Here is a 22,214-nt window from a genome sequence, read left to right on the forward strand (position 1 = left end):
CGCCTTGACTCGGATGGGACGCGAGCGGCGCATGCGCTGTTGCGATATCCCCATTCCCTACTCCCCATTCCCGTGAGCAAATGAAATGAGCGAACAATTCGACGTCGTCGTCATCGGTGCCGGTCCGGCCGGCTATCACGCGGCGATTCGCGCGGCCCAGCTGGGCATGAAGGTCGCCTGCATCGACGCCGCACTCGGCAAGGACGGCAAGCCCGCACTGGGCGGCACCTGCCTGCGCGTGGGCTGCATTCCGTCCAAGGCGCTGCTGGACTCCTCGCGCCAGTTCTGGAACATGGGCCACCTGTTCGGCGACCACGGCATCAGCTTCAACGACGCGAAGATGGACGTGCCCACCATGATCGGCCGCAAGGACAAGATCGTGAAGCAGTTCACCGGCGGCATCGCGATGCTGTTCAAGGCCAACAAGATCACCCCGTACTACGGCTTCGGCCAGCTGCTGCCGGGCAACGTCGTCAAGGTCGCCCAGCACGAAGGCGGCGAGATCGAGCTCAAGGGCACCAACGTGATCCTGGCGGCCGGCTCGGAATCGATCGAACTGCCGTTTGCCAAGTTCGATGGCGACACCATCGTCGACAACGTCGGCGGCCTGGACTTCACCGCCGTGCCCAAGCGCCTGGCCGTGATCGGCGCCGGCGTGATCGGCCTGGAACTGGGCAGCGTGTGGAAGCGCCTGGGCGCCGAGGTCACCATCCTCGAAGCGTTGCCGGACTTCCTGGCCCTGGCCGATGCCGAAGTGGCCAAGACCGCGCTGAAGGAATTCAAGAAGCAGGGCCTGGACATCAAACTGGGCGCCAAGGTCAGCAAGACCGAGATCACCGGTAGCGGTGATGCCAAGCAGGTGGTGCTCAGCTACACCGACAGCGCCGGCGAGCAGACCCTGACCGTGGACAAGCTGCTGGTGGCCGTGGGCCGCAAGGCTGCGACCAAGAACCTGCTGGCTGACGGCACCGGCGTCAAGGTGACCGACCGCGGTCAGATCGAAGTCGATGGCCATTGCCATACCGGCGTCGACGGCGTGTGGGCCATCGGCGACTGCGTGCGCGGCCCGATGCTGGCGCACAAGGGCTTCGAGGAAGGCATCGCGGTGGCCGAGCTGATCGCCGGCCTGCCCGGTCACGTCAACTTCGACACCATTCCGTGGGTCATCTACACCGAGCCGGAGATTGCCTGGGTCGGCAAGACCGAGCAGCAGCTCAAGGCCGAGGGCGTCGCCTACAAGGCCGGCAGCTTCCCGTTCGCGGCGATCGGCCGCGCGGTGGCCATGGGCGAGCCGGCCGGCTTCGTCAAGGTGATCGCCGATGCCGAAACCGACCGCGTGCTGGGCATGCACCTGGTGGGCGTGGGTGTCTCCGAGCTGGTGCACGAAGGCGTGCTGACGATGGAGTTCAACGGCTCGGCCGACGACCTGGCACGTATCTGCCACGCGCATCCAACCCTGTCCGAAGCGATCCACGACGCCGCGATGGCGGTGAGCAAGCGCGCGATTCATAAGGCCAATTAAGCCGGGAATCGGGAGTGGGGAATTGGGAATCGTAAGAGCGTTCCCATCACCTCGCTCTTCACGCTGACGCCGGACCTAGGTCCGGCGTCATGCGTTCCGGCTTCCGCTTTGCTTCGACCCATTCCCTATTCCCAACTCCCGATTCCCGTTCCCATGAAAAGCATCTGCGTCTACTGCGGCTCCAATGCCGGCAACAAACCCGTCTACGTCGAGCGCGCCATGGCGCTGGGCGATCGCATCGCCAAGCAGGGCCTGCGCTTGGTCTATGGCGGCGGCAACGTCGGCTTGATGGGGACGGTGGCCAACGCGGTGCTGGCCGCCGGTGGTGAAGTCACCGGGGTGATTCCGCAGCAGCTGGCCGATTGGGAAGTGGCGCATCGCGGGCTGACCACGCTGGAAATCGTCGGCTCGATGCATGAGCGCAAGATGCGCATGTTCGAGCTGTCCGATGCCTTCGTCGCCCTGCCCGGCGGCTTCGGCACCATGGAAGAGATCTTCGAGATGCTGACCTGGCGCCAGCTGGGCATCGGCAACAAGCCGTGCGCCTTCCTGGATATCGCAGGGTTCTATGCACAGCTGATCGGCATGATCGATCGGATGGTGGAAGAGCGGTTCCTGCATCCGGATCAACGCGCCGACCTGTGGTACGGCGACGACATGGCGCAGATGCTGGAGTGGATGCAGCACTACACGCCGGCCCAGGCGTCCAAGTGGATCGACGAGAAGCGCCGTTCCACGCTGGTGTAATCAGGATTTGCCGGCCTTGCGCGGACTTGGACGCGCCGCTTCCTGCTGGCGCGCGCATACCCGCCAGGCGCGATGTCATTAGCCAACGTCCGACGCACGGCAACGTTGCATCGCCAAGACGCACCTCGTCCCGAATGCCCCGGTCTGCGAGCTTGCAACGGCAGTCACGCTGACTGCCGCAACCGGCACCGCTGCCTCGCATAGAATGGCGGCGATGCTCGATACCCTCGCCGCTGACGCGCACCATAGCCTGGACATCAAGCACAGTCGCTTTCTGGCCCATGCTGCTGCACTCGATTCTTCCGCGCAGGCGCTGGAGATCGTGCAGCGCGTGTCGGTGCCGGACGCCACGCATAACTGCTGGGCCTACCGGTTCGGGCAGGAGTACCGTTCCAGCGACGATGGCGAGCCCAGCGGCACTGCCGGGCGGCCGATTCTGGCCGCCATCGATGGCCAAGGCTTCGATCGCGTGGTGGTGGTGGTGACGCGCTGGTATGGCGGGATCAAGCTCGGTGCCGGCGGGCTGGTGCGCGCTTACGGCGGTACCGCTGCCGAATGCCTGCGCCTGGCCACGCGGCGACCGCTGGTCGCGTTGACCCTGCTCGACCTGCAATGCCAGTTCGACGATCTGGGCCTGGTGCACGCGGCGCTTGCCGCATTCCATGTCGACAAGCTGGACGAACACTTCCACGCGCAAGGCGCAGCGCTGCGCGTGCAACTGCCTGCCGATCAGCTTGCCGGCTTGAAAAGCCGTCTGTGCGACGCCACTCGCAATCGTGTCCATCTCTCAACACCGGAAGCCGCATGAATCAGCCAGCCGCCGCCAGGCCCAACCCATTGCGGAAGCTTGGCAGCCTGCGCACCTTGTGGCCCTTCGTGCAACGTCAGCGAGGCCTGTTCGCCGCCTGGCTGATCGCACTTGCGGTGTCTTCGGCAGCCACGTTGAGCCTGCCGGCCGCGGTCAAGCGCATGATCGATCACGGCTTCTCCGGCGGCACGCAGATCAACCAGGCCTTTGCGCTGTTGTTTGTGGTGGCGGTGGTGCTGGCCCTGGCGACCGCAGCGCGCTTTTACTTCGTGGCCTTGCTGGGCGAAAAGGTCGTCGCCGATCTGCGCGGCCGCCTGTATGCGCACCTGATCGGGCTGGATGCCGGCTTTCATGATCGCAGCCGCAGCGGCGAGCTGGTGTCGCGACTGTCGGCCGACAGCGAACTGCTGCGCGGGCTGATCGGCACCACCATGTCGGTGGCGTTGCGTAGCTCGGTGACAGTGATCGGCAGCATGGTGATGTTGTTCGTCACCAGCCCGCGCCTGGCCGGATTCACGATGATCGGCATTCCGCTGGCGGTGCTTCCGATCGTGCTGGGTGCGCGCCGGTTGCAAAAGATTTCGCGCGCCAGCCAGGACCGCGTGGCCGATGCCAATACGCTGGCGGCCGAAACGCTTGGTGCGGTACGCACCGTGCAGGCGCATGCGCGCGAGCGTTACGAAAGCCAGCGTTTCAGCCAGGCCTTGTTTGCGGCGATCGATACCGCGCGGCTGCGGATCCGCACCCAGGCCGGCGTGACCGCCATCGCGATCATGCTGATTTTCGGTGCCATCGTGGGCGTGCTGTGGCTGGGCGCACACGACGTGGTGTCCGGGCGCATGACACCCGGCACGCTGGGCCAGTTCGTGCTGTATGCGCTGATCGGCGGCGGTTCGGTGGGCGCACTGGCGGAGGTGTGGAACGAGTTGCAGCGCGCCGCAGGCGGCATGGGCCGGGTTGGCGAACTGCTCGACGAAGAATCGGCGATCGTTGCACCGGCCACCCCGACGCCGTTGCCGCAGCCGTTACGCGGAGCGATCCATTTCGACCAGGTGGCATTCCATTATCCGCAGCGCCCCGACGCACCGGCGCTGGACGGCTTCGACCTGCACGTCAGCCCGGGCGAGACCGTTGCCCTGGTCGGCCCGTCCGGCGCCGGCAAGAGCACGGTGCTGGCGATGCTGCTGCGCTTCCACGACCCGGCCAGCGGCAGCGTCCGCATCGACGAGGTGGACCTGCGCCAGACCGACCCGGTGCGCCTGCGCGAGAACATCGCGCTGGTCCCGCAGCAACCCACCCTGTTCGCCGCCAGCGCCGCCGACAACATCCGCTATGGCCGCCTGCAGGCCAGCGATGCCGAGGTGGAAGCGGCAGCGGCAGCGGCAGAGGCGGACGGGTTCATTCGCGCCCTGCCCCAAGGCTACGCCAGCGAACTGGGCGAGCGCGGGACGCGCCTGTCCGGCGGCCAGCAGCAGCGCGTGGCGATCGCACGTGCATTGCTCAAGGACGCGCCGATCCTGCTGCTGGACGAAGCCACCAGCGCACTGGACGCGCAGAGCGAGCGCGCCGTGCAGCAGGCACTGGACCGGCTGATGCAGGGGCGCACCACCCTGGTCATCGCGCACCGCCTGGCAACCGTGCTCAAGGCCGACCGCATCGTGGTGATGGATGCCGGCCGCATCGTGGCGCAGGGCACGCATGCGCAGTTGATCGCCGAAGGCGGCCTGTATGCCGAGCTGGCGCGGCTGCAATTCATCGATCAATGACCGCTGGTTGATGCCCGCTGCGGGCCACGCGCCCGCGCACCGGCCCGGCCCGGCCGGCAGTGCGACTCCGAGCGACCCGACGGACCGATGCGACCATGCCCCGCCCCAAAACCACCCTTCGCCAACTGAGCTACTTCGTCGCACTTGCCGACACCGGCAGCTTCACCCGTGCCGCCGAACAGATGGGCGTGTCGCAGCCCTCGTTGTCGCAGCAGATCCGCGCACTGGAAAGCATTATCGGCGCACCGCTGTTCGAGCGCGGCGTGCCGGCCATCCTGACCCCGCTCGGGCGCGACCTGCTCGATCGCGCGCGCAGCATCCTGCTCGACGTGACCGATCTGGAAGACGTGCGCACCACGGCGGCCGACACGTTGATCGGCACCATCCGGCTCGGGGTCTCGCCCACGCTGGGCGCCTACCTGATGCCCAGCCTGGTCGCACGATTGCACCGCGAGCACCCGGCGCTGCGCGTGCACGTGCGCGAGGGCCTGCCGACCGTCCTGGCCAGCGACCTGGCCAACGGCGTGCACGACCTGATCCTGGCGCAATTGCCGGTGGCCGGACGCAGCCTGCATAGCGAGCGGCTGTTCCGCGAACCTCTGCACGTGACCATGGCCGCCGATCACCCGCTGCGCGCCAAGCGCTACGTCACCCCTGCCGACTTGCGCGGTGCCAACCTGCTCACCTTGATGCCGGAGTACCGATTGGCCGAACAGGTCGCCGCCATCGCGATGGATGTCGGCGCCCATGTGCTGCGCGATTACGAAGGAACCAGTCTGGATGCGATCCGGCAGATGGCCGGCATGGGCATGGGGTTGGCGCTGTTGCCGGACCTGTACGTGCGCCAGGAAATCCGCGAAGGCGACGATGTGGTGGTGCGCCCGATCAAGGGCGGCCGCTATTACCGCGAGATCGGGCTGCTGTGGCGGCAAGGTGCAGGGCGTGCGCCGGCGTTCGGTTTGATCGCCGATTTGCTGCGTGCGGCAGCCGCATAGGAAAATCCTATACAACGGATAAGCGCTCCGGCCTTGTCCTATAGCGGCAACTCGTCAATGCTTCACTGAACTCATCAATGGAAGTTCAATGGCGTCACAGCGGATCGGATGGCGGGAAGCGGTGGGCTGGCTGGCGGAAATCGTCGGGCCGGACATGCCGTATGTGCGTCTTGCCCTGGTGTACGGCGTGGCGATCAGCCTGCTGTCGCTGGCCACGCCCATTTCGGTGCAGTTGCTGATCAACAGCGTCGCCAACACCGCCCTGCCCACACCGCTGTGGACGTTGTCGGGCCTGCTGCTGGGGCTGCTGCTGCTGGTAGCGTGCCTGAGCGCGATGCGGGTGTGGATGATGGCGCTGTTCGAACGCCGCCTGTTTGCGCGCGTGGTGGCCGAGATCACGGTGCGCGCAGTGCATGCGCAGAACCCCTTCTTCGCCGACCAGAACCGCGGCGATGTGTTCAACCGCTACTTCGATCTGGTGGTGGTGCAAAAAGCGGTGCCCAGCCTGGCGATCGGCGCCTTCACCATCGTGCTGCAGTCGGCGGTCGGCCTGGTCGTCACCAGCTTCTACCACCCGTTCTTCCTCGGGTTCAACGCCTTGCTGCTGCTGATCATCTTCGCGATCTGGATGATCTGGTCGCGCGGTTCGATCCGCACTGCGGTCGAGCTCAGCCACGCCAAGCACAATGCCGCGCACTGGCTGGAAAGCGTCGGCGGTTCCAACGGTTTCTACAAATCCAGCCGCCATCTCAACTTTGCGATGGATCGCTCCGAAGCGGTCACTGCGGCCTACGTCGACCGGCACCGGCGCCATTTCCGCTACAGCTTCACCCAGACGGTGGCGTTCCTGCTGCTGTACGCGGTTGCCAGCGCGGCGCTGCTGGCATTGGGCGGCAGCCTGATCCTGCGCGGCGAGCTGTCGATTGGGCAGTTGGTGGCGGCCGAGCTGATCCTGAGCGCAGTGTTCTATGGCATCGCGCAGCTCGGCGCCTATCTGGACACGTTCTACGACCTGGTTGCCAGCGCGGAAGAATTGTCGCTGCTGTATGCCATTCCGCAGGAACGCGCCGTGGCGGCGGCCGGCAAGATCCCCGGCAACAGCGCGGTGCGGCTGGATGGCGTGGTGATCGAGGGCGCGCGTTTCGATTTCACCCTGGAAGCGGGCGAGCACTTGGTGACGCTGGCCGATGGCGGCGCCGAACGGCTGCTGGCGATGGTGCTCAAGCGCCATGTGGTGCCGGATCGTGGCCTGGTCATGGTGGGTGGCGCGGACCTGGCCACCTTCGACATGTACCTGCTGCGCTCGGAAGTCACCGTGCTCGATCGACCGACCATCGTCGAGGTGACCATCCGCGAGTATCTGGCCATGGCCTCGCCGGACGTGAGCTCCGAAGCGATGCTGGAAGCCATCGACACGGTGGGGCTGCGCGCGCGCATCGCCGCGCTGCCGCAGGGCCTGGACACGCGTCTTGCCGCGTCCGGCTTCCCGCTGTGGATCGGCGAAGTGATGGCATTGAAGCTGGCCAACGCCTTGCTGGTGCGCCCGCGCGTGCTGATGTTGTCGCAGCTCTACGACCTGCTCCCGGCAGAACGCCTGACCCGCGTGCTGGGCCGCCTGAAGGAGGCCGGCACCACCGTGCTGCTGTGCACCGGCAGGCCGGAAGACATCGAACTGGATGGCTGGTTCCGCCTGGAGCCCGAGCGCCAGCAGCGCTACGCCACGCGCGCCGAACTGATCGCATCCACCCAGGAGGCCAGCAATGCAGCACGCCCCTGATCGGATCGCGCACTTCCCCACGCTGGCCTCGATGCGGCCACCGAGCATCGCCAAGGTGCTGGCGTGGATGCTGTTGATCGGCGTCGCCATCGCAGGCGCGATCCTGGCGTTCGCACCGTGGGTGCAGACCGCCAGCGGCAAGGGCCAGGTGGTCTCGCTCGACCCGGGCGATCGCCAGCAGCAGGTCACCGCCTTTGTGCCTGGCCGTGTCGAACGTTGGTATGTACACGACGGCCAGCACGTCTCCAAGGGCGACCCGATCGCGCGCGTCGGCGACCTGGACCCGGATCTGCTCACCCGGCTTGCCAGCGAGCGCGCGCAGGTCGCGGCGGAAATCACCGCCATCCAGCAATCGCGCGCGGTCGCCAGCATCGACGTGGAACGCAGCCGGCAATTGCTCGCCGAAGGACTGGCCGGCCGCCGCGATTACGAGCTGACCCAGATCAAGGTGGCCGAGGCCGACGCCAAGCTGGCCGAATCGCGCGCCAAATTGAACCGCATCGACATCCAGTTGAACCGTCAGTCCGCGCAGCTGGTGCGCGCGCCGCGCGATGGCCGCGTGCAGCAGCTCAACGCCGCCAGCGGCAGCGCCATGGTCTCGCCCGGCACGGTGCTGGCGGTGATCGCGCCCGAGCGCGTGGAGCGTGCAGTGGAGCTGTACATCGATGGCCGCGACGTCCCGTTGATTCGCCCCGGCCGCCCGGTGCGGCTGGAGTTCGAAGGCTGGCCGGCGATCCAGTTCAGCGGCTGGCCGTCGGTGGCGCACGGCATGTTCGATGGCCGCGTGCGCGCAATCGACCCCAATGCCGCGCCGGATGGGCTGTTCCGCATCCTGGTCGAGCCGCAGCCGGGAAAACCGGCCTGGCCGGCGCAGGAATTCGCCCGCCAGGGCGGCAAGGTGCGCGGCTGGGTGCTGGGCGAGACGGTGCGGGTGGGCTACGAACTGTGGCGCCAGCTCAACAACTTCCCGTTGGAATTCGGCCGGCGCCCCTCTGCCGCCACGCAGGACGATGGCAAGGCCAAGCCCGCCGCCGACAAGTCCGAAGACGACACGACGGGCAAGAAATGATGCGGCATCTGCTGGTCCTGCTGATCGCACTCTGCCCCGGTGCGGCCTTCGCCCAGGCCGCGCCGCTGACCCTGGACGAAGTGCTGCACTCCTCGGCCCGCTCTGCGCCGCAGATCGTCGAAGCGCTGGCAAAAGTCCGCCAGGCCGAAGGCAAAGGCATATCGGCCGACGGTGCGTTCGATACCGTGTTCGACATCGAAGGCCGCTCGCGCGAGGCCGGCTACTACGACGGCAGCACCATCGAAAGCGGCGTCAAGCGACCGTTCGAGAACAACGGCGGCTATTACTACGGCGGCTACCGCTCCTCGCGTGGTGCGTTCCCGGTCTACGAAGACAAGTCGTATACCGATCGCGGCGGCGAAGTGAAGGTCGGTGCCTTGTACGCGCTGCTGCGCGACCGCGTGGTGGACGAGCGCCGTACCCGGCGCAGCGTCGCCAGCGCCGACATCAATGTGGCGCAGTACGAAGCGGAGATGGTGGCGATCGGCGTGCAGCGGCGCGCCGTGGACGCCTACCAGAGCTGGGTGGCGGCCGGCCTGAAGCTGCGTGCGTACAACGACCTGCTGGCGTTGGCAGAGCGCCGCCGCAATGCGATTTCGCGGCAGGTGACGCTTGGCGCGCGCCCGACCATTCTGCTGACCGAAAACGACCAGAACCTGGTGCGCCGGCGCGCACTGGTGGTGCGCTCCGAACAGGACTTCGCCAACGCGGCCAATGCCTTGTCGCTGTATCTGCGCGACGACGCCGGCATGCCGCTGATCGTCTCGAGCGAGCGCCTGCCGCCCGATACCTCCGCGCTGGAAGGTCTGGCCGGTGCCAGCAAGATCACCGCGCCGGTGGAGCGGCCCGATTACCGCGCCGTGCTGACCCGCATCGACCAGGCCACTGCCCGGCTGATGCTGGCGCAGAACGATCTGAAGCCACGGCTGGATGTGAGTTTCGAAGTCAGCAAGGATCTGGGCCCCCCCGGCATGGGCGGGCCGAACCGCTCGCCGACCGATGCGATCATCGGCTTTCGTTTCAGCGTGCCGCTGGAGAACCGCTCCGCCAAAGGCCGCGTTGCCGAAGCGCGCGCCGAGATCGAAGCACTGGATCAGCGCAGCCGCTTCCTGCGCGACCAGATCTCGGTGGAGGTGGAGTCGATCGTCATCTCGCTCAACGCAGCAGAGCGACTGGCCAAGATGGCCGATGAAGAACGCGGCCTCGCCGACCGCCTGGCGGCCGCCGAACGGCGGCGCTTCGAACTGGGCTCCGGCGATTTCTTCCTGGTCAATCAACGCGAAGAAACCGCCAACGACGCACGCGTGCGCTTGATCGACGCGCAGGCGCGGATTGCGTCGGCACGCGCAGAACTGGCAGCAGCCACCGCGGACCGCGATGCATTGCAATTGAGTCGTTGATGGGTCGAGTCTGTGCTGGTCCACGTCTGCACGCGTGGATCCTGCGCTGCGGCGCATGCAGTGCCTGATAGGGTTTACGCTGCATCCATCACGATACCGCCGGGCGCCCTGTACAAACCCGCATCGCCTCGGCCGGCACCGGGCTGCAGGCGTCGCGGCTGCCTCGCTTGCAAGCAGCCGCGAGCTTGCCGTTACTGCGCTGGGACCGGGCAAAGACACCGCAGAATCGACGCAGCATGGCGAACGCGCCATTCCAGCTCCCCCTCATCCCACGACGACATCTGAATAACATCTGCGTGCGCATCCTCGGTGTGCCAGCCGACTGCTGGCGGTGCGGGCCAGTGGTCCGCACGGCAAGCTTGGAATCCCTCGGAGGTGCATATGTCTTTTCGGCAATTTCCCGCGATCGGCGCAGATGGCGAGCCGTACGTCATCATCGAATTCCGCGACGAACAGTCAACTGTCCCGGGCGCGCATCCAGCGCCACGTTACGAGCTCCCCGATGGCCGTCACCTGCAACGGCAAGGCCAGCGCTTCATCACCGACGGCGGCGAGCTGCAACTTTCCACGCCTTGAGCACTGGCTGGTCAATTTTTGACCAAGCAGACCACAGCCCTTGCCCCGCAAGGGCTGCAACCGGTTATCCACATGCTTGTGCAACTTTCATCCACACCCCGTGTGGATGAAATCTGCATTTGTCGGCTTCAGGCAACGAGGAACCGATTCCGTCGACGCCAGGGGGCTCTACTGGGTGGGCAACGCCTCCATGCAAGGCGTTCTATGGCCGCTGCACAGCCTGAAAGACGGCGGCGAGTACCCACTATTTCCATGGAGGCATGAGGCTCGAAGCGAGCATCGAAATGCAGCTATTTGAATCAAGTTTCAGGCATCGGCAACGACGAGGCAGTCACTTCCCTCGAACACACGCTCTAGCGCTTCACGCAACGCCAAATGCCTGGACGCTTCCAATTGGAATGAGATGGTGAGAGCTTCCATGCCACCGAGCACCCGCGCTGCATCTGGAGCAAACGTGATAAGGGCACGGTTCGACTGCAGCGAAACCTTGGAGATGCCACCGTAACAGGCGTATTGCTGGCCCGACCACTCAACGTAATAAGTGTCCATACCATGCTCCACGTCCTGCCCATCGAGATCCAAGCCGCGCTGAAGTACGAGGTAGACCTCGGCATCGGCTTCACGATCAGCGAATCCCACTAGCAGGAACCCACCGTCAGGATCTGAAGTGGTGACGATGTTTGCTTGAAATGCGAATGCAGCCATTTTGATGCTAGCGCCCGAAGTAATTCGACCCGATGAAGGTCCGGCCATGATGCAATATCAGTGGCGCCCGCCACTGCACATTCCATTGAGACCCCTGTGTACACCAACGCTGATGGCGGCCGCACCGCGGAGCGGCTGGCTTGATCAATTACTCAGCCTCTAATCGACGTTGATAGCGCACAATCAGCCAGTAGCCGAATAAGGCAAATGATAGACCGAGCACCGGTGTCAGAAGGATAGCCAAGCTCAGACCCGCATAGCCGCCAGCATCACATGGCTCGCCAGGAGCAGGCTGGCAGGAATAGCTGGCATTCACATAAGTACTCGCCAGGACGACGCTAGCCACAGCGCCAGCTACAAAGCTCCCGAGAACAATCAAAATTTTCAAGAAAATTTGCATGGCGTCGTGTCTGGATTCATCCGTCTAGTAAAACGGCATAGGCTTGAGTGAATAGTAAGATGACTGTACTGCAGAACCGTAACAACCGGCTTTTAAGTCCAGAAACCCATCGCTACTTCATCGCCAGGCATACGCGATCAATGACCAACGCCACCGACCTTGTCTGTCCCGACACCGTTGCCGCCCAGACGAGCCAAGGCCACAGATAATCCCGCACACCGCACTTGCCATGTCGCAAGGCGGACTGAAAAACGCACCGAGCAACGCTCACACAAAGACAAGGCACCGAATCCGGCCGGCAAACCAGGCGGTTGCCGAAGATGCATTCACCAAGCGCAAGGTGCTTCGGCGTGACAGGCACACCGCAGGCACAACTAGCGTCTTGAAGCTATGGACCGCCGCAGGGCATCCCTTCGGCAATCACTGTCCCCGCTCAGGACGATCCAGCACGCGCCCGATCCCACGCGCATCGATCTCGTTCGCCGCATCTGCCAATGACTGAAAATCGCTGCCCTCTTCGAACCCGATACGAAAATGCAGCTCACCCGCCGGTGTGCGCGAGGAATGGATCGACGACAGGTTTACCGCGTGCCGCTCGAAGACATGCAACAGCGTGCGCAGCGAACCGGGCTGGTCTTCGGGCAGATACACGCTCAAGGTCAGCGGCTCGGTGAGGTCGGCCAGCAGGTAGCCCACGCGCTCGTAGGTGTAGTTGCCTGCAGCCAGCGCAGTGTGTTGCAAAGCGTGCACGTTCGCGTCCAGGAACTGCCTGCGGAACTGCGCGCGTGCCGCATCGTCGCCTTGCGCCACCAGTGCGCGTAACTGCTGCAGCTGCGACAGCAGGCGGTCGAGCATTTCGCCGACGTACGGGTTACCGAACTGGATGTCTTCGTAGATCGATGGATTGAGCGAGAGGATTCGCGCGATCACCGCCGTGTCCAGCTCGAACGACGCGGAGCGATACGGCATCAACGCCTGCAAGTGGCCCAACAGCGGTGCGTAGTCGCGCAGGGTGCCAGCCTGCGCAAGATGGGTGGCATGCACCATCGCCTGTACCAAGGCCATTACCCGGTCGTGGTGCTCGGGCGAGGCATACACGCACTCTGCCTGGAGTGCTGCGTACAAGGTCTGCACCCACGCCGACCAGTGCTGCAGGCGCGCTTCGCAGACCACCATCACCCGCCCCTTCAAGGTCGGCGATTTGGGCGGCGCGGTCATCGGATGCAGGCCGACGACGTCTGCTTGCGACGCCAGCATCGCAGCGACCGGCGCCTGCTTGATCGAGGTGACATCCATCCACAACTGCGACGCGGCACGCGGGCCGGCAAGCTCCACATAGCGCTGGATCAACGCCGCGGTGTGGCGAATCGGCGCAGAAAAAATCAGCACATCCGCACGCTGCGCCAGGGTGGCCTCGTCCATATCGCCGTCGCCGGCCGGATCGAAGCCGATCACCTGCAACCCCATGCGCGTGCGCAGGAACTGCGCCAGCCAGCGTCCGTAGGCGCCGGCAATGCCGACGATGCCGACCACCGGCCGCGCATTCATGCCAGGCGCTCGACGGCAAAGCGCGGCAGTGCCGCAAGCGCGGCCGGCGCGGCGGCCAGTACGTCGAACTCTTCGTAGCCTGCGGCCAGGGTTGCCTCCAGCGCGCCGTGTACGCCGGTTAGCGCGTGTCCCACCGCCTGCTCGAACGGCATATCGCGCAGCAAAAAGCCGATCAGCAGCGCCATCAGCACATCGCCGGTGCCGGCCACGTCGACCGGCAGATGCGGGCTGGCCCAGCGATACACCGCATCCGTGCTGACCGCCAGGGTCACCAACTCGCCTGTCGCGCCGGCAACGCTGTGCGCAAGCACCCATTGCGGGCCGCGGGCGAGCAGGACACGCGCCGCGGCGATGGCGTCGTCCTGCTCCAGGCTGGGCAGACCGGTCAGGCGTCCCAGCTCGAACGCATTGGGCGTGACCAGCCAGGCATGCGGCAGCAACCGTTCGGCGAACACGCGCTCCAGCCCCGGCTCGACGTAGGGGCCGGTATGCGTATCGCCGATCACCGGATCCAGGCAATAGCGCAGTTGCGGGGCCTGCGGCAAGGTCTGTTCAAGCCAGTCGGCGAATGCTTCGCCATTGGCCAGGCTGCCGAAATAGCCGGAGACCAGCATACGCGCCCGCTGCGGCAGGCCGCGCTCGGTGGCACCGAGCAGCAGGTCGGCCAGCCAGTGGGCCGGCAGGATACGGCCGCGCAAGGTCGCATAGAACGGCGCGTTACTGAGCAAGGTGGTTGGCACTTCGGCCACACGCAGTCCAAGCGCACGCAGCGGCGGCACGGCGGCGCTGTTGCCGGCATGGCCGTAGACCAGTTGCGACTGCACCGAGATCACATCGATCGGCGAGGGACCCTCCGGGCGCTGGCGGCGACCGTGGACGAGATGACTATCGGTTGCATCGCTCATGGGAGACGCCGTCGGGAAGGGAGAGCCCCATTATCTGCCGCAATGCGTGAGCGCGTGGAGTGTTTGGAGCCGCGTAATGTTCGGTGCGACGCGCTTGACTGGATGCGATCCGGAAGGGCGCCGACATTGGAGCCGGTGGTGACGCGCACGCCAGAGCCGAACGCGTCAGCGCTGCGCAATATCTGCATGTTGTGCAGATGTTCCGGTCTGACCAGGCGCGATGGTGCTGACCGGGCGAGTATCGACGCAGCGTCGCGAGGGTGTCAGTGGCGCGGGTGCAGTCCGCGGCATGGCGTATTGATTCGATCGATCGGCGCGCGTGACAACATGAAGCGCGGGCCTGCACGGAGCGCAGAACGACGCGTCGCCACTAGGATAGTTCTAGTGCTGCCCGGCTGAACCAGAGCGAGCGACCAGGCTATCGATGCAGGGCGGCTTTAACAGTCGGCATGCCGTACCCTCATCCGCCCTTCGGGCACCTTCTCCCGAGGGGAGAAGGATGTCTTCTGGCACCTTCTCTCGAGCGAGAAGGATGTCGTTCTTCTGGCACCTTCTCTCGAGTGAGAAGGATGTCGTTCTTCTGGCATTTCTTGCGAGCGAGCTTCTTTTAGTTTTCTTGCGAACGCGCGCCTGGCACTTCTGCCGAGCGAGAAGGATGTCGTTCGTGTGGCACGTTCCACGAAGGGAGAACGATGTCGCTGCCCAATCGCTTTCCAGCGAGCGAAGCGAGGCCGTCTTTCACTCACTCGCCTTGCCCGACGTCATGCCTGCTCCCGGCAGGAGCAGGCGTGGCGTTGGGCAGCGTCGCCCACTGCCATGACGTCGTCTACGACGTCATGCGATCCCAGAAACCCTTGACGCCATCGATGAAGGTGGCCGACTTGGGCGAATGCTTGCGCGCATCCTCACCGGTGAAGGTTGCCTCGAACTGCTGCAGCAACTCGCGCTGATCGGCGGTCAGGTTCACCGGCGTCTCGACCACCACACGGCAGTACAGATCGCCTTCGCTGCGGCTGCGCACCGAGCGCACGCCCTTGCCGCGCAACCGGAACAGCTTGCCGGTCTGGGTCTCGGCCGGAATGCGGATTTCCGCCTCCCCGCCCAGGGTCGCCACGCGCACGGTGTCGCCGAGCGCGGCCTGCGAAATGCGGATCGGCACTTCGCAATGCAAGTCGTCGCCGTCGCGCTGGAAGATCGCATGCTCGCGCACGCGCACTTCCACATACAGATCGCCTGGCGGCGTGCCGGCCGGACCGGCTTCGCCTTCGCCTGCCAGACGGATACGGTCGCCGGTATCCACGCCAGCGGGCACCTTGATCGACAGCACCTTGTCTTCTTCCACGCGACCGGCGCCATGGCAGGTCTTGCACGGGTTCTGGATCAGCGTGCCGCGTCCATCGCAATGCGGGCAGCTCTGCTGCATCGCAAAGATGCCGCGCTGGATGCGCACCTGGCCGCGCCCATGACAGGTGCCGCAGGTCTCGACCTTGCCGTCTTCCGAACCGCTGCCGTGGCAGGGCTCGCATTCGATCAGGGTAGGGATCTCGATGCGGCGCTCGATACCGGCGACGGCTTCTTCCAGATCCAGTTCCAATACGTAACCGACGTCGGCGCCACGTCGCGCAGCGCGCGGACCGGCGGCGCCACCGCCGAAAATATTGCCGAAGATATCGCCAAAGATATCTCCCATGTCCGGGCCACCCGGCCCACCGCCACCACCGCCCATGCCGTGCTCGAACGCAGCGTGGCCATGCGCATCGTAGGCGCGGCGCTTGTTGCCGTCCGACAACACCTCATAGGCTTCCTTGCACTCCTTGAACATCGCCTCGGCAGCAGCGTCGCCTGGGTTGCGGTCCGGGTGGTGCTTCATCGCACAGCGCCGATACGCCTTCTTCAGCTCCTCGTCGCTGGCGCCACGGGCAACGCCCAGCACTTCGTAGTAATCGCGTTTGCTCATGACAGGGAATCGGGAATCGGGAGACGGGAATCGTTCAAAGCGTACATCCTCAGTAAATCGCAATCGAAAGTGGAAGGGTCAGACAACGGGAAGGAGCGATGCCGCAGCACCGCTCCTCCCATTCTCGATTCCCTATTCCCCACTCACGCCTTCTTGTCGTCCTTGACCTCGGTGAACTCGGCGTCCACCACGTCATCGGCGGCCTTGGAGGCCTGCGCGTTGCCGCTGGCCGCATCGGCGTTGCCGCCCTGCTCTGCCGCGGCGGCCGCTGCGTACAGCGACTGGCCGGCTTCTTCCAGGGTCTTGCTGCGCGCTTCGATCTGCGCCTTGTCGTCGCCCTTCATGGCCTTTTCCAGATCCGACAATGCCGCTTCCACCTTGCCGATCACATCGCCACCGACCTTGCTGCCATGCTCGGTGATCGCGGTGCGGGTGGCGTGGATCAGGCCATCGGCCTGGTTACGGGCCTGTACCAGTTCCTGGAACTTCTTGTCTTCCTCGCGGTTGGCTTCCGCGTCCGCGACCATGCGCTGGATCTCTTCGTCCGACAGGCCCGACCCGGCCTTGATCTCGACCTTCTGTTCCTTGTTGGTCTTCTTGTCCTTGGCCGACACGTGCAGGATGCCGTTGGCGTCGATGTCGAAGGACACCTCCACCTGCGGCATGCCGCGCGGGGCCGGCTCGATGCCGGACAGGTCGAACTTGGCCAGCGACTTGTTGAAGCGGGCCTGCTCGCGCTCGCCCTGCAGCACGTGCACGGTCACGGCCGACTGGTTGTCCTCGGCGGTGGAGAAGGTCTGCGAGGCCTTGGTCGGGATGGTGGTGTTCTTTTCGATGATCTTGGTGAACACGCCGCCCATGGTTTCGATACCCAGCGACAGCGGGGTCACGTCCAGCAGCAGCACGTCCTTGACGTCGCCGGCCAGCACGCCGCCCTGGATCGCAGCGCCCACAGCCACCGCTTCATCCGGGTTGACGTCCTTGCGCGGCTCCTTGCCGAAGAAATCGGCAACCGCCTGCTGCACCTTCGGCATGCGGGTCTGACCGCCGACCAGGATCACTTCGTTGATGTCGCTGGCGCGCAGGCCGGCATCGTTCAACGCGGTGCGGCACGGCTCGATCGACTTCTTGACCAGGTCTTCCACCAGCGCTTCGAGCTTGGCACGGGTCACCTTGATGTTGAGGTGCTTCGGGCCCGAGGCATCGGCGGTGACGTACGGCAGGTTCACTTCGGTCTGCTGGCTGGTCGACAGCTCGATCTTGGCGCGCTCTGCGGCATCCTTCAGGCGCTGCAGTGCCAACGGGTCCTTGCGCAGATCGATGCCCTGATCCTTGTTGAACTCGTCGACCAGGTACTCGATGACGCGGTTGTCGAAGTCTTCGCCGCCCAGGAAGGTGTCGCCATTGGTGGCCAGCACTTCGAACTGCTTCTCGCCATCGACTTCAGCGATTTCGATGATCGACACGTCGAAGGTGCCGCCGCCCAGGTCGTACACGGCGATCTTGCGGTCGCCACCGTTCTTGTCCAGGCCATAGGCCAGGGCTGCGGCGGTCGGCTCGTTGATGATGCGCTTGACGTCCAGACCGGCGATGCGGCCGGCGTCCTTGGTGGCCTGACGCTGGCTGTCGTTGAAGTAGGCCGGCACGGTGATCACCGCCTCGGTGACCTTCTCGCCCAGGAAATCCTCGGCGGTCTTCTTCATCTTTTCCAGCACGCGCGCGGAGATTTCCTGCGGCGCCATGCGCTTGGCATCGCTGGTCTGCACCCAGGCGTCGCCGTTGTCGTGCGCCAGGATGCCGTACGGCACGTGCGAGATGTCCTTCTGCACTTCGGCGTCGGTGAACTTGCGGCCGATCAGGCGCTTCACCGCGTAGAAGGTGTTCTTCGGGTTGGTCACTGCCTGGCGCTTGGCCGAGGCACCGACCAGCACTTCGCCGTCCTTGGTGTAGGCGACGATCGAAGGCGTGGTGCGATCGCCCTCGGAATTTTCGATGACGCGGGCCTTGCCGCCGTCCATGATCGACACGCACGAGTTCGTGGTGCCGAGGTCAATACCAATGATCTTGCCCATGGATACGCTCCTGATGATTCTGTAGCTGTGTCCGGCGACGCCGGGTCTGGCTGAGATGTGGGGGTGGCGCGCAGGTGTTCAAGCCATCTGTGCGCATCTGTGTTCCAACCGCGCGTCCGGCAGTTCAGCCGGGCGCCGGCAATCAGTCGTGCTTGGCCACGACCACCAGGGCCGGGCGCAGCAGGCGCTCGTTGAGCAGGTAGCCCTTCTGGAACACCTGCACCACATGGCCCGGCGCAATGCCGTCGGCTTCGCCCTGGCTGATCGCCTGGTGCTGGTCGGGGTTGAACGGCTGGCCGACCGGGTCGAGCAGGGTCAGGCCGTTGTCGGCGGCGACCTTGAGCAATTGCTTGTACGTCATGTCCAGGCCATCGCGCAGCGGGCTGGGTTGGCTGCCGGCCGCGGTGAGCCCGGCATCCAGGCTGTCGAACACCGGCAGCAGCTCGCCCAGCAGCTTCTCGTTGGCGAACTTGCGCGCGTTTTCGACGTCGCGCGCGATGCGCTTGCGCTGGTTTTCCAGATCGGCCCGCTCGCGCAGGGCATCGGCCTTGACCAGCGCGATCTCGCTGCGCAGCGACTCGATCTCGGCCTTGAGCGGATCGGTCTCGGGTGGGTTCTGGGACAGGTCTTCGGAGTCGAATTCGGGGTGGTCTTGGTTCATGTGCAGTTCCCGGGCAAGCGGAACGCCCGCCCCAACGTCACCCCGTATGTGGGCGCGTGCGCGCGTTTCAAGCAAAACGATCGCATCGATCGCTGCCGCTTATCGCCTGTCGGGCGGCTCCATCGCCGCGCCCAGCACCTGGGCGGCGGTCTGCACCAGTGGAATCACCCGGTCGTAGGCCATGCGTTTGGGCCCGATCACGCCCAGCACGCCCAGCACCTGGCCATTGGCGGCATACGGCGCGGTGACCAGCGAGACATCGTCCAGCGACACCATGCCGGTTTCCTCGCCGATGAAGATGCGCACCCCCGGCGCCTGGATGGTGCGTTCGAGCAGCTGCAGGATCTCGCGCTTGCTGGCGAAGGCCTCGAACAGCTCGCGCAGCCGGTCCAGGTCCGACAGGTCCTGCACGCCCATCAGCCGGGTCTGCCCGGCCATCACCATGTCGTCGGCATCGGCCGGCACCAGCGCCTCGCTGGCCAGGTCCACGCTGTGCGCCAGCAGCTGCTCCATCTCGTTCTTGGCTATCCGCAGTTCGCGCAGCAGGCTGGCGCGGATGTCCGACAGCGCGCGCCCGGCGAACTGCGCATTGAGATAATTGGCCACCCGCTCCAGCTCGGCCGGCTCGTAGGCGCGGCGCGGCTCGATCACCCGGTTCTGCACTTCGTTGTCGGCAAACACCAGGATCGCCAGCACCCGGCGCGCGTCCAGGGGCACGAAATCGATATGCCGGAACGCGAACTGCGCGCGTCGCGGCGCGCTCACCACCCCCACGAAGTGGCTCATCGCCGACAGCATCTGCGAGGCGCTGCCCAGCAGCGACTGGGTGCCATTGCCGCTGGCCAGCTCCGCGCGCAGGCGCCGCACTTCTTCTTCGCCCGGCGGCTGCATCTGCACCAGGCTGTCGACGAACACCCGGTAGCCGTGCGCGGTGGGCACCCGCCCGGCCGAGGTATGCGGGGAACTGAGCAGCCCCACGTCTTCCAGATCGGCCAGGATGTTGCGGATGGTCGCCGGGCTCACATCCAGCCCGGCATGCTGGGCCAGGGTTTTCGAGCCCACCGGCTCGCCATCGCGGATGTAGCGCGCGATCAAGGTGCGCAGCAACTGGCGGGCGCGGGGGTCGAGCATTGGGGACTGGGACGCGCGCATGGGATCATCCGGTGAGACTGGGCATAGATAATGTCTGGCACCGGGGATGGCAAGCGTCCGACTCCCTGCCCGCGCCTTCCTGCCCTAAGCTTCCCCAACGCATTCACACTCGACCCCCATGCTCAGACACCTCTCGATCAAGGATTTCGCCGTTGTCCGCGCCACCGAGCTCGAATTCGGCCCGGGCATGACCGTGGTGTCGGGCGAAACCGGCGCCGGCAAGTCGCTGATGGTGGACGCGCTGGGCTTTCTGTCCGGCCTGCGCGCCGACAGCGGTGTGGTGCGCCATGGCGCCGACCGCGCAGAACTGTCGGCCGAATTCCAGTTGCCGGCCGAGCACCCCGGACTGGCCTGGCTGGCCGACAACGAGCTCGATGACGAGTCCCAATGCCAGCTGCGCCGCATCATCCGTGCCGACGGCGGCTCGCGCGCCTGGATCAACGGCCGCCCGGTGACCTCCTCGCAGCTGGCCGAGCTGGCATCAAGGCTGGTGGAAATCCACGGCCAGCATGAGCACCAGGCCCTGATGGCCCGCAACAGCCAGCTCGCCCTGCTCGACGCCTACGCCCGCAACAGCGCCCAGCGCGAGCAGGTGCGCCAGGCCAGCCAGCGCTGGCAGGCGCTGCTGGACGAGCGCGACGCGCTGTCCGCGCAGGGTGACGTCTCCGACCGCATCGGCTTTCTCGAGCATCAACTGGGCGAACTGGAACGCGAGGACCTGGACCCGGCAGCGATCGCCGCGCTGGACGTCAATCACCGGCGCCAGGCGCACGCCACCGCACTGATCGGCGCCTGCGACAGCGTGGCCCAGCAGCTCAACGGCGACGATGGCGCCTGCGCGCTGGGCCTGCTGCAGGACAGCCGCCACGACCTGGCCCGCGTCGCCGAACACGAACCACGCCTGGGCGAGGTGGACGCACTGCTGGACAGCGCCGTGATCCAGATCGAAGAGGCGCTGGCGCTGCTCGACCGCGTGCGCGACGACCTGGACGCCGACCCGGCCCAGTTCGAGGCGATGGAGCGCCGTCTCGGCCGCCTGCACGACCTGGCCCGCAAGCACCGCGTCACCCCGGACGAACTGGCCGCCCATCGCGACCGCATGAGTCAGGAAGTGGAGAGCCTGCGCGGCGCCGACGAGCGCCTGCAGCAGCTGGACAAGCATATCGAGTCCGCCACCGGCGTCTGGCGCAGCGCGGCCGGGGTGCTCAGCGACAGTCGCAAGACCGCCGCCGAGGCCTTGTCCACCGCCACCACCACGCTGATCGGCGAGTTGGGCATGGGCGGCGGGCAATTCCTGATCCAGCTGCAGCCGCAGGACACGTTGCGCCCCGACCCCAACGGCGCCGAGCGGGTGGAATTTTTGGTCGCCGCCAACGCCGGGCAGCCGCCGCGCCCCTTGCGCAAGGTCGCCTCCGGCGGCGAGCTGTCGCGAATTTCGCTGGCGATCGAAGTGGCTGCGCTCGGCCTGGACAGCGTGCCGACCATGGTCTTCGACGAAGTGGATTCGGGCATCGGCGGCGCGGTGGCCGACATCGTCGGGCAGAAGCTGCGCGCGCTGGGCGAGGAACGCCAGGTGTTGTGCGTGACCCACCTGCCACAGGTCGCGGCCAAGGGCCATGCGCACTACCGGGTCAGCAAGGCACCGGTGGACGGCATGACCCAGAGCGCGGTCGAACTGCTCGGCCCGCAGGCACGCCAGGAAGAACTGGCGCGGATGCTCGGCGGCGTGGAAGTCAGCAAGGAAGCCCGCGCGGCGGCGCGCAAGTTGCTGCAGAGCGCCTGAGCGCAGCGAGCAGCTCGCAGATTCAAAGGACCCGTTCCCTCCCCCGCTGACGAAGCTCCCTTCCTGGCTGACAAGGCTCCCTTCCCCCGTCTGTGGGAGAAGGTGCCCGAAGGGCGAATGGGGGCAACATCGCTGCGACGCGACCACCACAGGCGACAAGCGCAAACGGTGCTGCCCCTCATCCGGCGCTGCGCGCCACCTTCTCCCGCCAGCGGGAGAAGCGATGCCTGGCTGCGCGTGATCTCTCGATTGCACGGCACCCCCTCCACCGCTCCCTTCCCCCGCCTGCGGGGGAAGGTGCCCGAAGGGCGGATGGGGGCAACATCGCTGCGACGCGACCACCACAGGCGCGACAAGCGCAAACGGTGATG

Annotated in this window: 18 protein-coding genes; 10 read left to right on the top strand and 8 right to left on the bottom strand. The window is 65.8% G+C overall.

Features of this window, described 5'->3' with window-relative positions; genetic code table 11:
* Positions 1 to 85 precede the first annotated feature (85 nt).
* The 9 genes from lpdA (at position 86) to FHY19_RS09625 (ending at position 10,660) form a co-directional block, all read left to right on the top strand.
* Positions 86 to 1,522 carry a dihydrolipoyl dehydrogenase gene (gene lpdA, locus FHY19_RS09585; RefSeq protein ID WP_259165304.1) on the top strand — a complete coding sequence of 479 codons (1,437 nt, stop codon included), beginning with the start codon at positions 86 to 88 and terminating at the stop codon, positions 1,520 to 1,522.
* Positions 1,523 to 1,675: 153 nt separating this feature from the next.
* On the top strand, positions 1,676 to 2,269 hold the full coding sequence (locus tag FHY19_RS09590) for a TIGR00730 family Rossman fold protein (RefSeq protein WP_259165313.1): 594 nt from the start codon (positions 1,676 to 1,678) through the stop codon (positions 2,267 to 2,269).
* 205 nt (positions 2,270 to 2,474) lie between these two features.
* The gene (locus FHY19_RS09595) at positions 2,475 to 3,077 is read left to right on the top strand and encodes a YigZ family protein (protein ID WP_259165316.1); all 603 of its coding nucleotides are present in this window, start codon (positions 2,475 to 2,477) and stop codon (positions 3,075 to 3,077) included.
* On the top strand, positions 3,074 to 4,843 hold the full coding sequence (locus FHY19_RS09600) for an ABC transporter transmembrane domain-containing protein (RefSeq protein WP_259165325.1): 1,770 nt from the start codon (positions 3,074 to 3,076) through the stop codon (positions 4,841 to 4,843). The genes FHY19_RS09595 and FHY19_RS09600 overlap by 4 nt, the downstream gene beginning before the upstream one ends.
* 95 nt (positions 4,844 to 4,938) lie before the next feature.
* Positions 4,939 to 5,838, top strand: coding sequence for a hydrogen peroxide-inducible genes activator (locus FHY19_RS09605; protein WP_259153592.1), 900 nt, complete (start codon positions 4,939 to 4,941; stop codon positions 5,836 to 5,838).
* A gap of 88 nt (positions 5,839 to 5,926) precedes the next feature.
* The gene (locus FHY19_RS09610) at positions 5,927 to 7,615 is read left to right on the top strand and encodes an ABC transporter ATP-binding protein (protein ID WP_259165328.1); all 1,689 of its coding nucleotides are present in this window, start codon (positions 5,927 to 5,929) and stop codon (positions 7,613 to 7,615) included.
* Positions 7,599 to 8,684, top strand: a complete 1,086-nt coding sequence (locus FHY19_RS09615; protein WP_259165330.1) for an HlyD family efflux transporter periplasmic adaptor subunit — start codon at positions 7,599 to 7,601, stop codon at positions 8,682 to 8,684. The genes FHY19_RS09610 and FHY19_RS09615 overlap by 17 nt, the downstream gene beginning before the upstream one ends.
* Positions 8,681 to 10,084, top strand: coding sequence for a TolC family protein (locus tag FHY19_RS09620; protein ID WP_259165339.1), 1,404 nt, complete (start codon positions 8,681 to 8,683; stop codon positions 10,082 to 10,084). Before FHY19_RS09615 ends, FHY19_RS09620 begins: the two co-directional genes overlap by 4 nt.
* A gap of 381 nt (positions 10,085 to 10,465) precedes the next feature.
* Positions 10,466 to 10,660 carry a hypothetical protein gene (locus FHY19_RS09625; RefSeq protein ID WP_259165342.1) on the top strand — a complete coding sequence of 65 codons (195 nt, stop codon included), beginning with the start codon at positions 10,466 to 10,468 and terminating at the stop codon, positions 10,658 to 10,660.
* 306 nt (positions 10,661 to 10,966) lie between these two features.
* On the opposite strand, the gene FHY19_RS09630 is transcribed toward FHY19_RS09625, so the two are convergent.
* From FHY19_RS09630 to hrcA, 8 genes are all read right to left on the bottom strand, one after another.
* Positions 10,967 to 11,365 carry an Imm10 family immunity protein gene (locus FHY19_RS09630; RefSeq protein ID WP_259165348.1) on the bottom strand — a complete coding sequence of 133 codons (399 nt, stop codon included), beginning with the start codon at positions 11,363 to 11,365 and terminating at the stop codon, positions 10,967 to 10,969.
* 148 nt (positions 11,366 to 11,513) lie between these two features.
* Positions 11,514 to 11,765: a hypothetical protein gene (locus FHY19_RS09635; protein ID WP_259165349.1), complete on the bottom strand. Its 252-nt coding sequence runs from the start codon at positions 11,763 to 11,765 to the stop codon at positions 11,514 to 11,516.
* A 420-nt stretch (positions 11,766 to 12,185) separates the two neighbouring features.
* Positions 12,186 to 13,313, bottom strand: coding sequence for a prephenate dehydrogenase (locus FHY19_RS09640; protein WP_259165350.1), 1,128 nt, complete (start codon positions 13,311 to 13,313; stop codon positions 12,186 to 12,188).
* Complete coding sequence (pdxY, locus tag FHY19_RS09645) at positions 13,310 to 14,218, bottom strand: pyridoxal kinase (protein WP_259165356.1); 909 nt, start codon at positions 14,216 to 14,218, stop codon at positions 13,310 to 13,312. The genes FHY19_RS09640 and pdxY overlap by 4 nt, the downstream gene beginning before the upstream one ends.
* 826 nt (positions 14,219 to 15,044) lie before the next feature.
* Positions 15,045 to 16,175, bottom strand: coding sequence for a molecular chaperone DnaJ (gene dnaJ, locus FHY19_RS09650; RefSeq protein WP_259153580.1), 1,131 nt, complete (start codon positions 16,173 to 16,175; stop codon positions 15,045 to 15,047).
* Between the two features lie 143 nt (positions 16,176 to 16,318).
* Positions 16,319 to 18,247 carry a molecular chaperone DnaK gene (dnaK, locus tag FHY19_RS09655; protein ID WP_259165360.1) on the bottom strand — a complete coding sequence of 643 codons (1,929 nt, stop codon included), beginning with the start codon at positions 18,245 to 18,247 and terminating at the stop codon, positions 16,319 to 16,321.
* Between the two features lie 142 nt (positions 18,248 to 18,389).
* A complete protein-coding gene (gene grpE, locus FHY19_RS09660) occupies positions 18,390 to 18,908 on the bottom strand; it encodes a nucleotide exchange factor GrpE (protein ID WP_259165362.1) in 519 nt (172 codons plus the stop codon).
* A gap of 99 nt (positions 18,909 to 19,007) precedes the next feature.
* The gene (gene hrcA, locus FHY19_RS09665) at positions 19,008 to 20,039 is read right to left on the bottom strand and encodes a heat-inducible transcriptional repressor HrcA (RefSeq protein ID WP_259166363.1); all 1,032 of its coding nucleotides are present in this window, start codon (positions 20,037 to 20,039) and stop codon (positions 19,008 to 19,010) included.
* A gap of 139 nt (positions 20,040 to 20,178) precedes the next feature.
* Here hrcA and recN point away from each other — a divergent pair, with 139 nt between their 5' ends.
* Positions 20,179 to 21,843 carry a DNA repair protein RecN gene (gene recN, locus FHY19_RS09670; protein ID WP_259153576.1) on the top strand — a complete coding sequence of 555 codons (1,665 nt, stop codon included), beginning with the start codon at positions 20,179 to 20,181 and terminating at the stop codon, positions 21,841 to 21,843.
* Positions 21,844 to 22,214 lie beyond the last annotated feature (371 nt).

The organism is Xanthomonas sp. 4461 (assembly GCF_024806475.1).
Classification (GTDB): domain Bacteria; phylum Pseudomonadota; class Gammaproteobacteria; order Xanthomonadales; family Xanthomonadaceae; genus Xanthomonas; species Xanthomonas arboricola_F.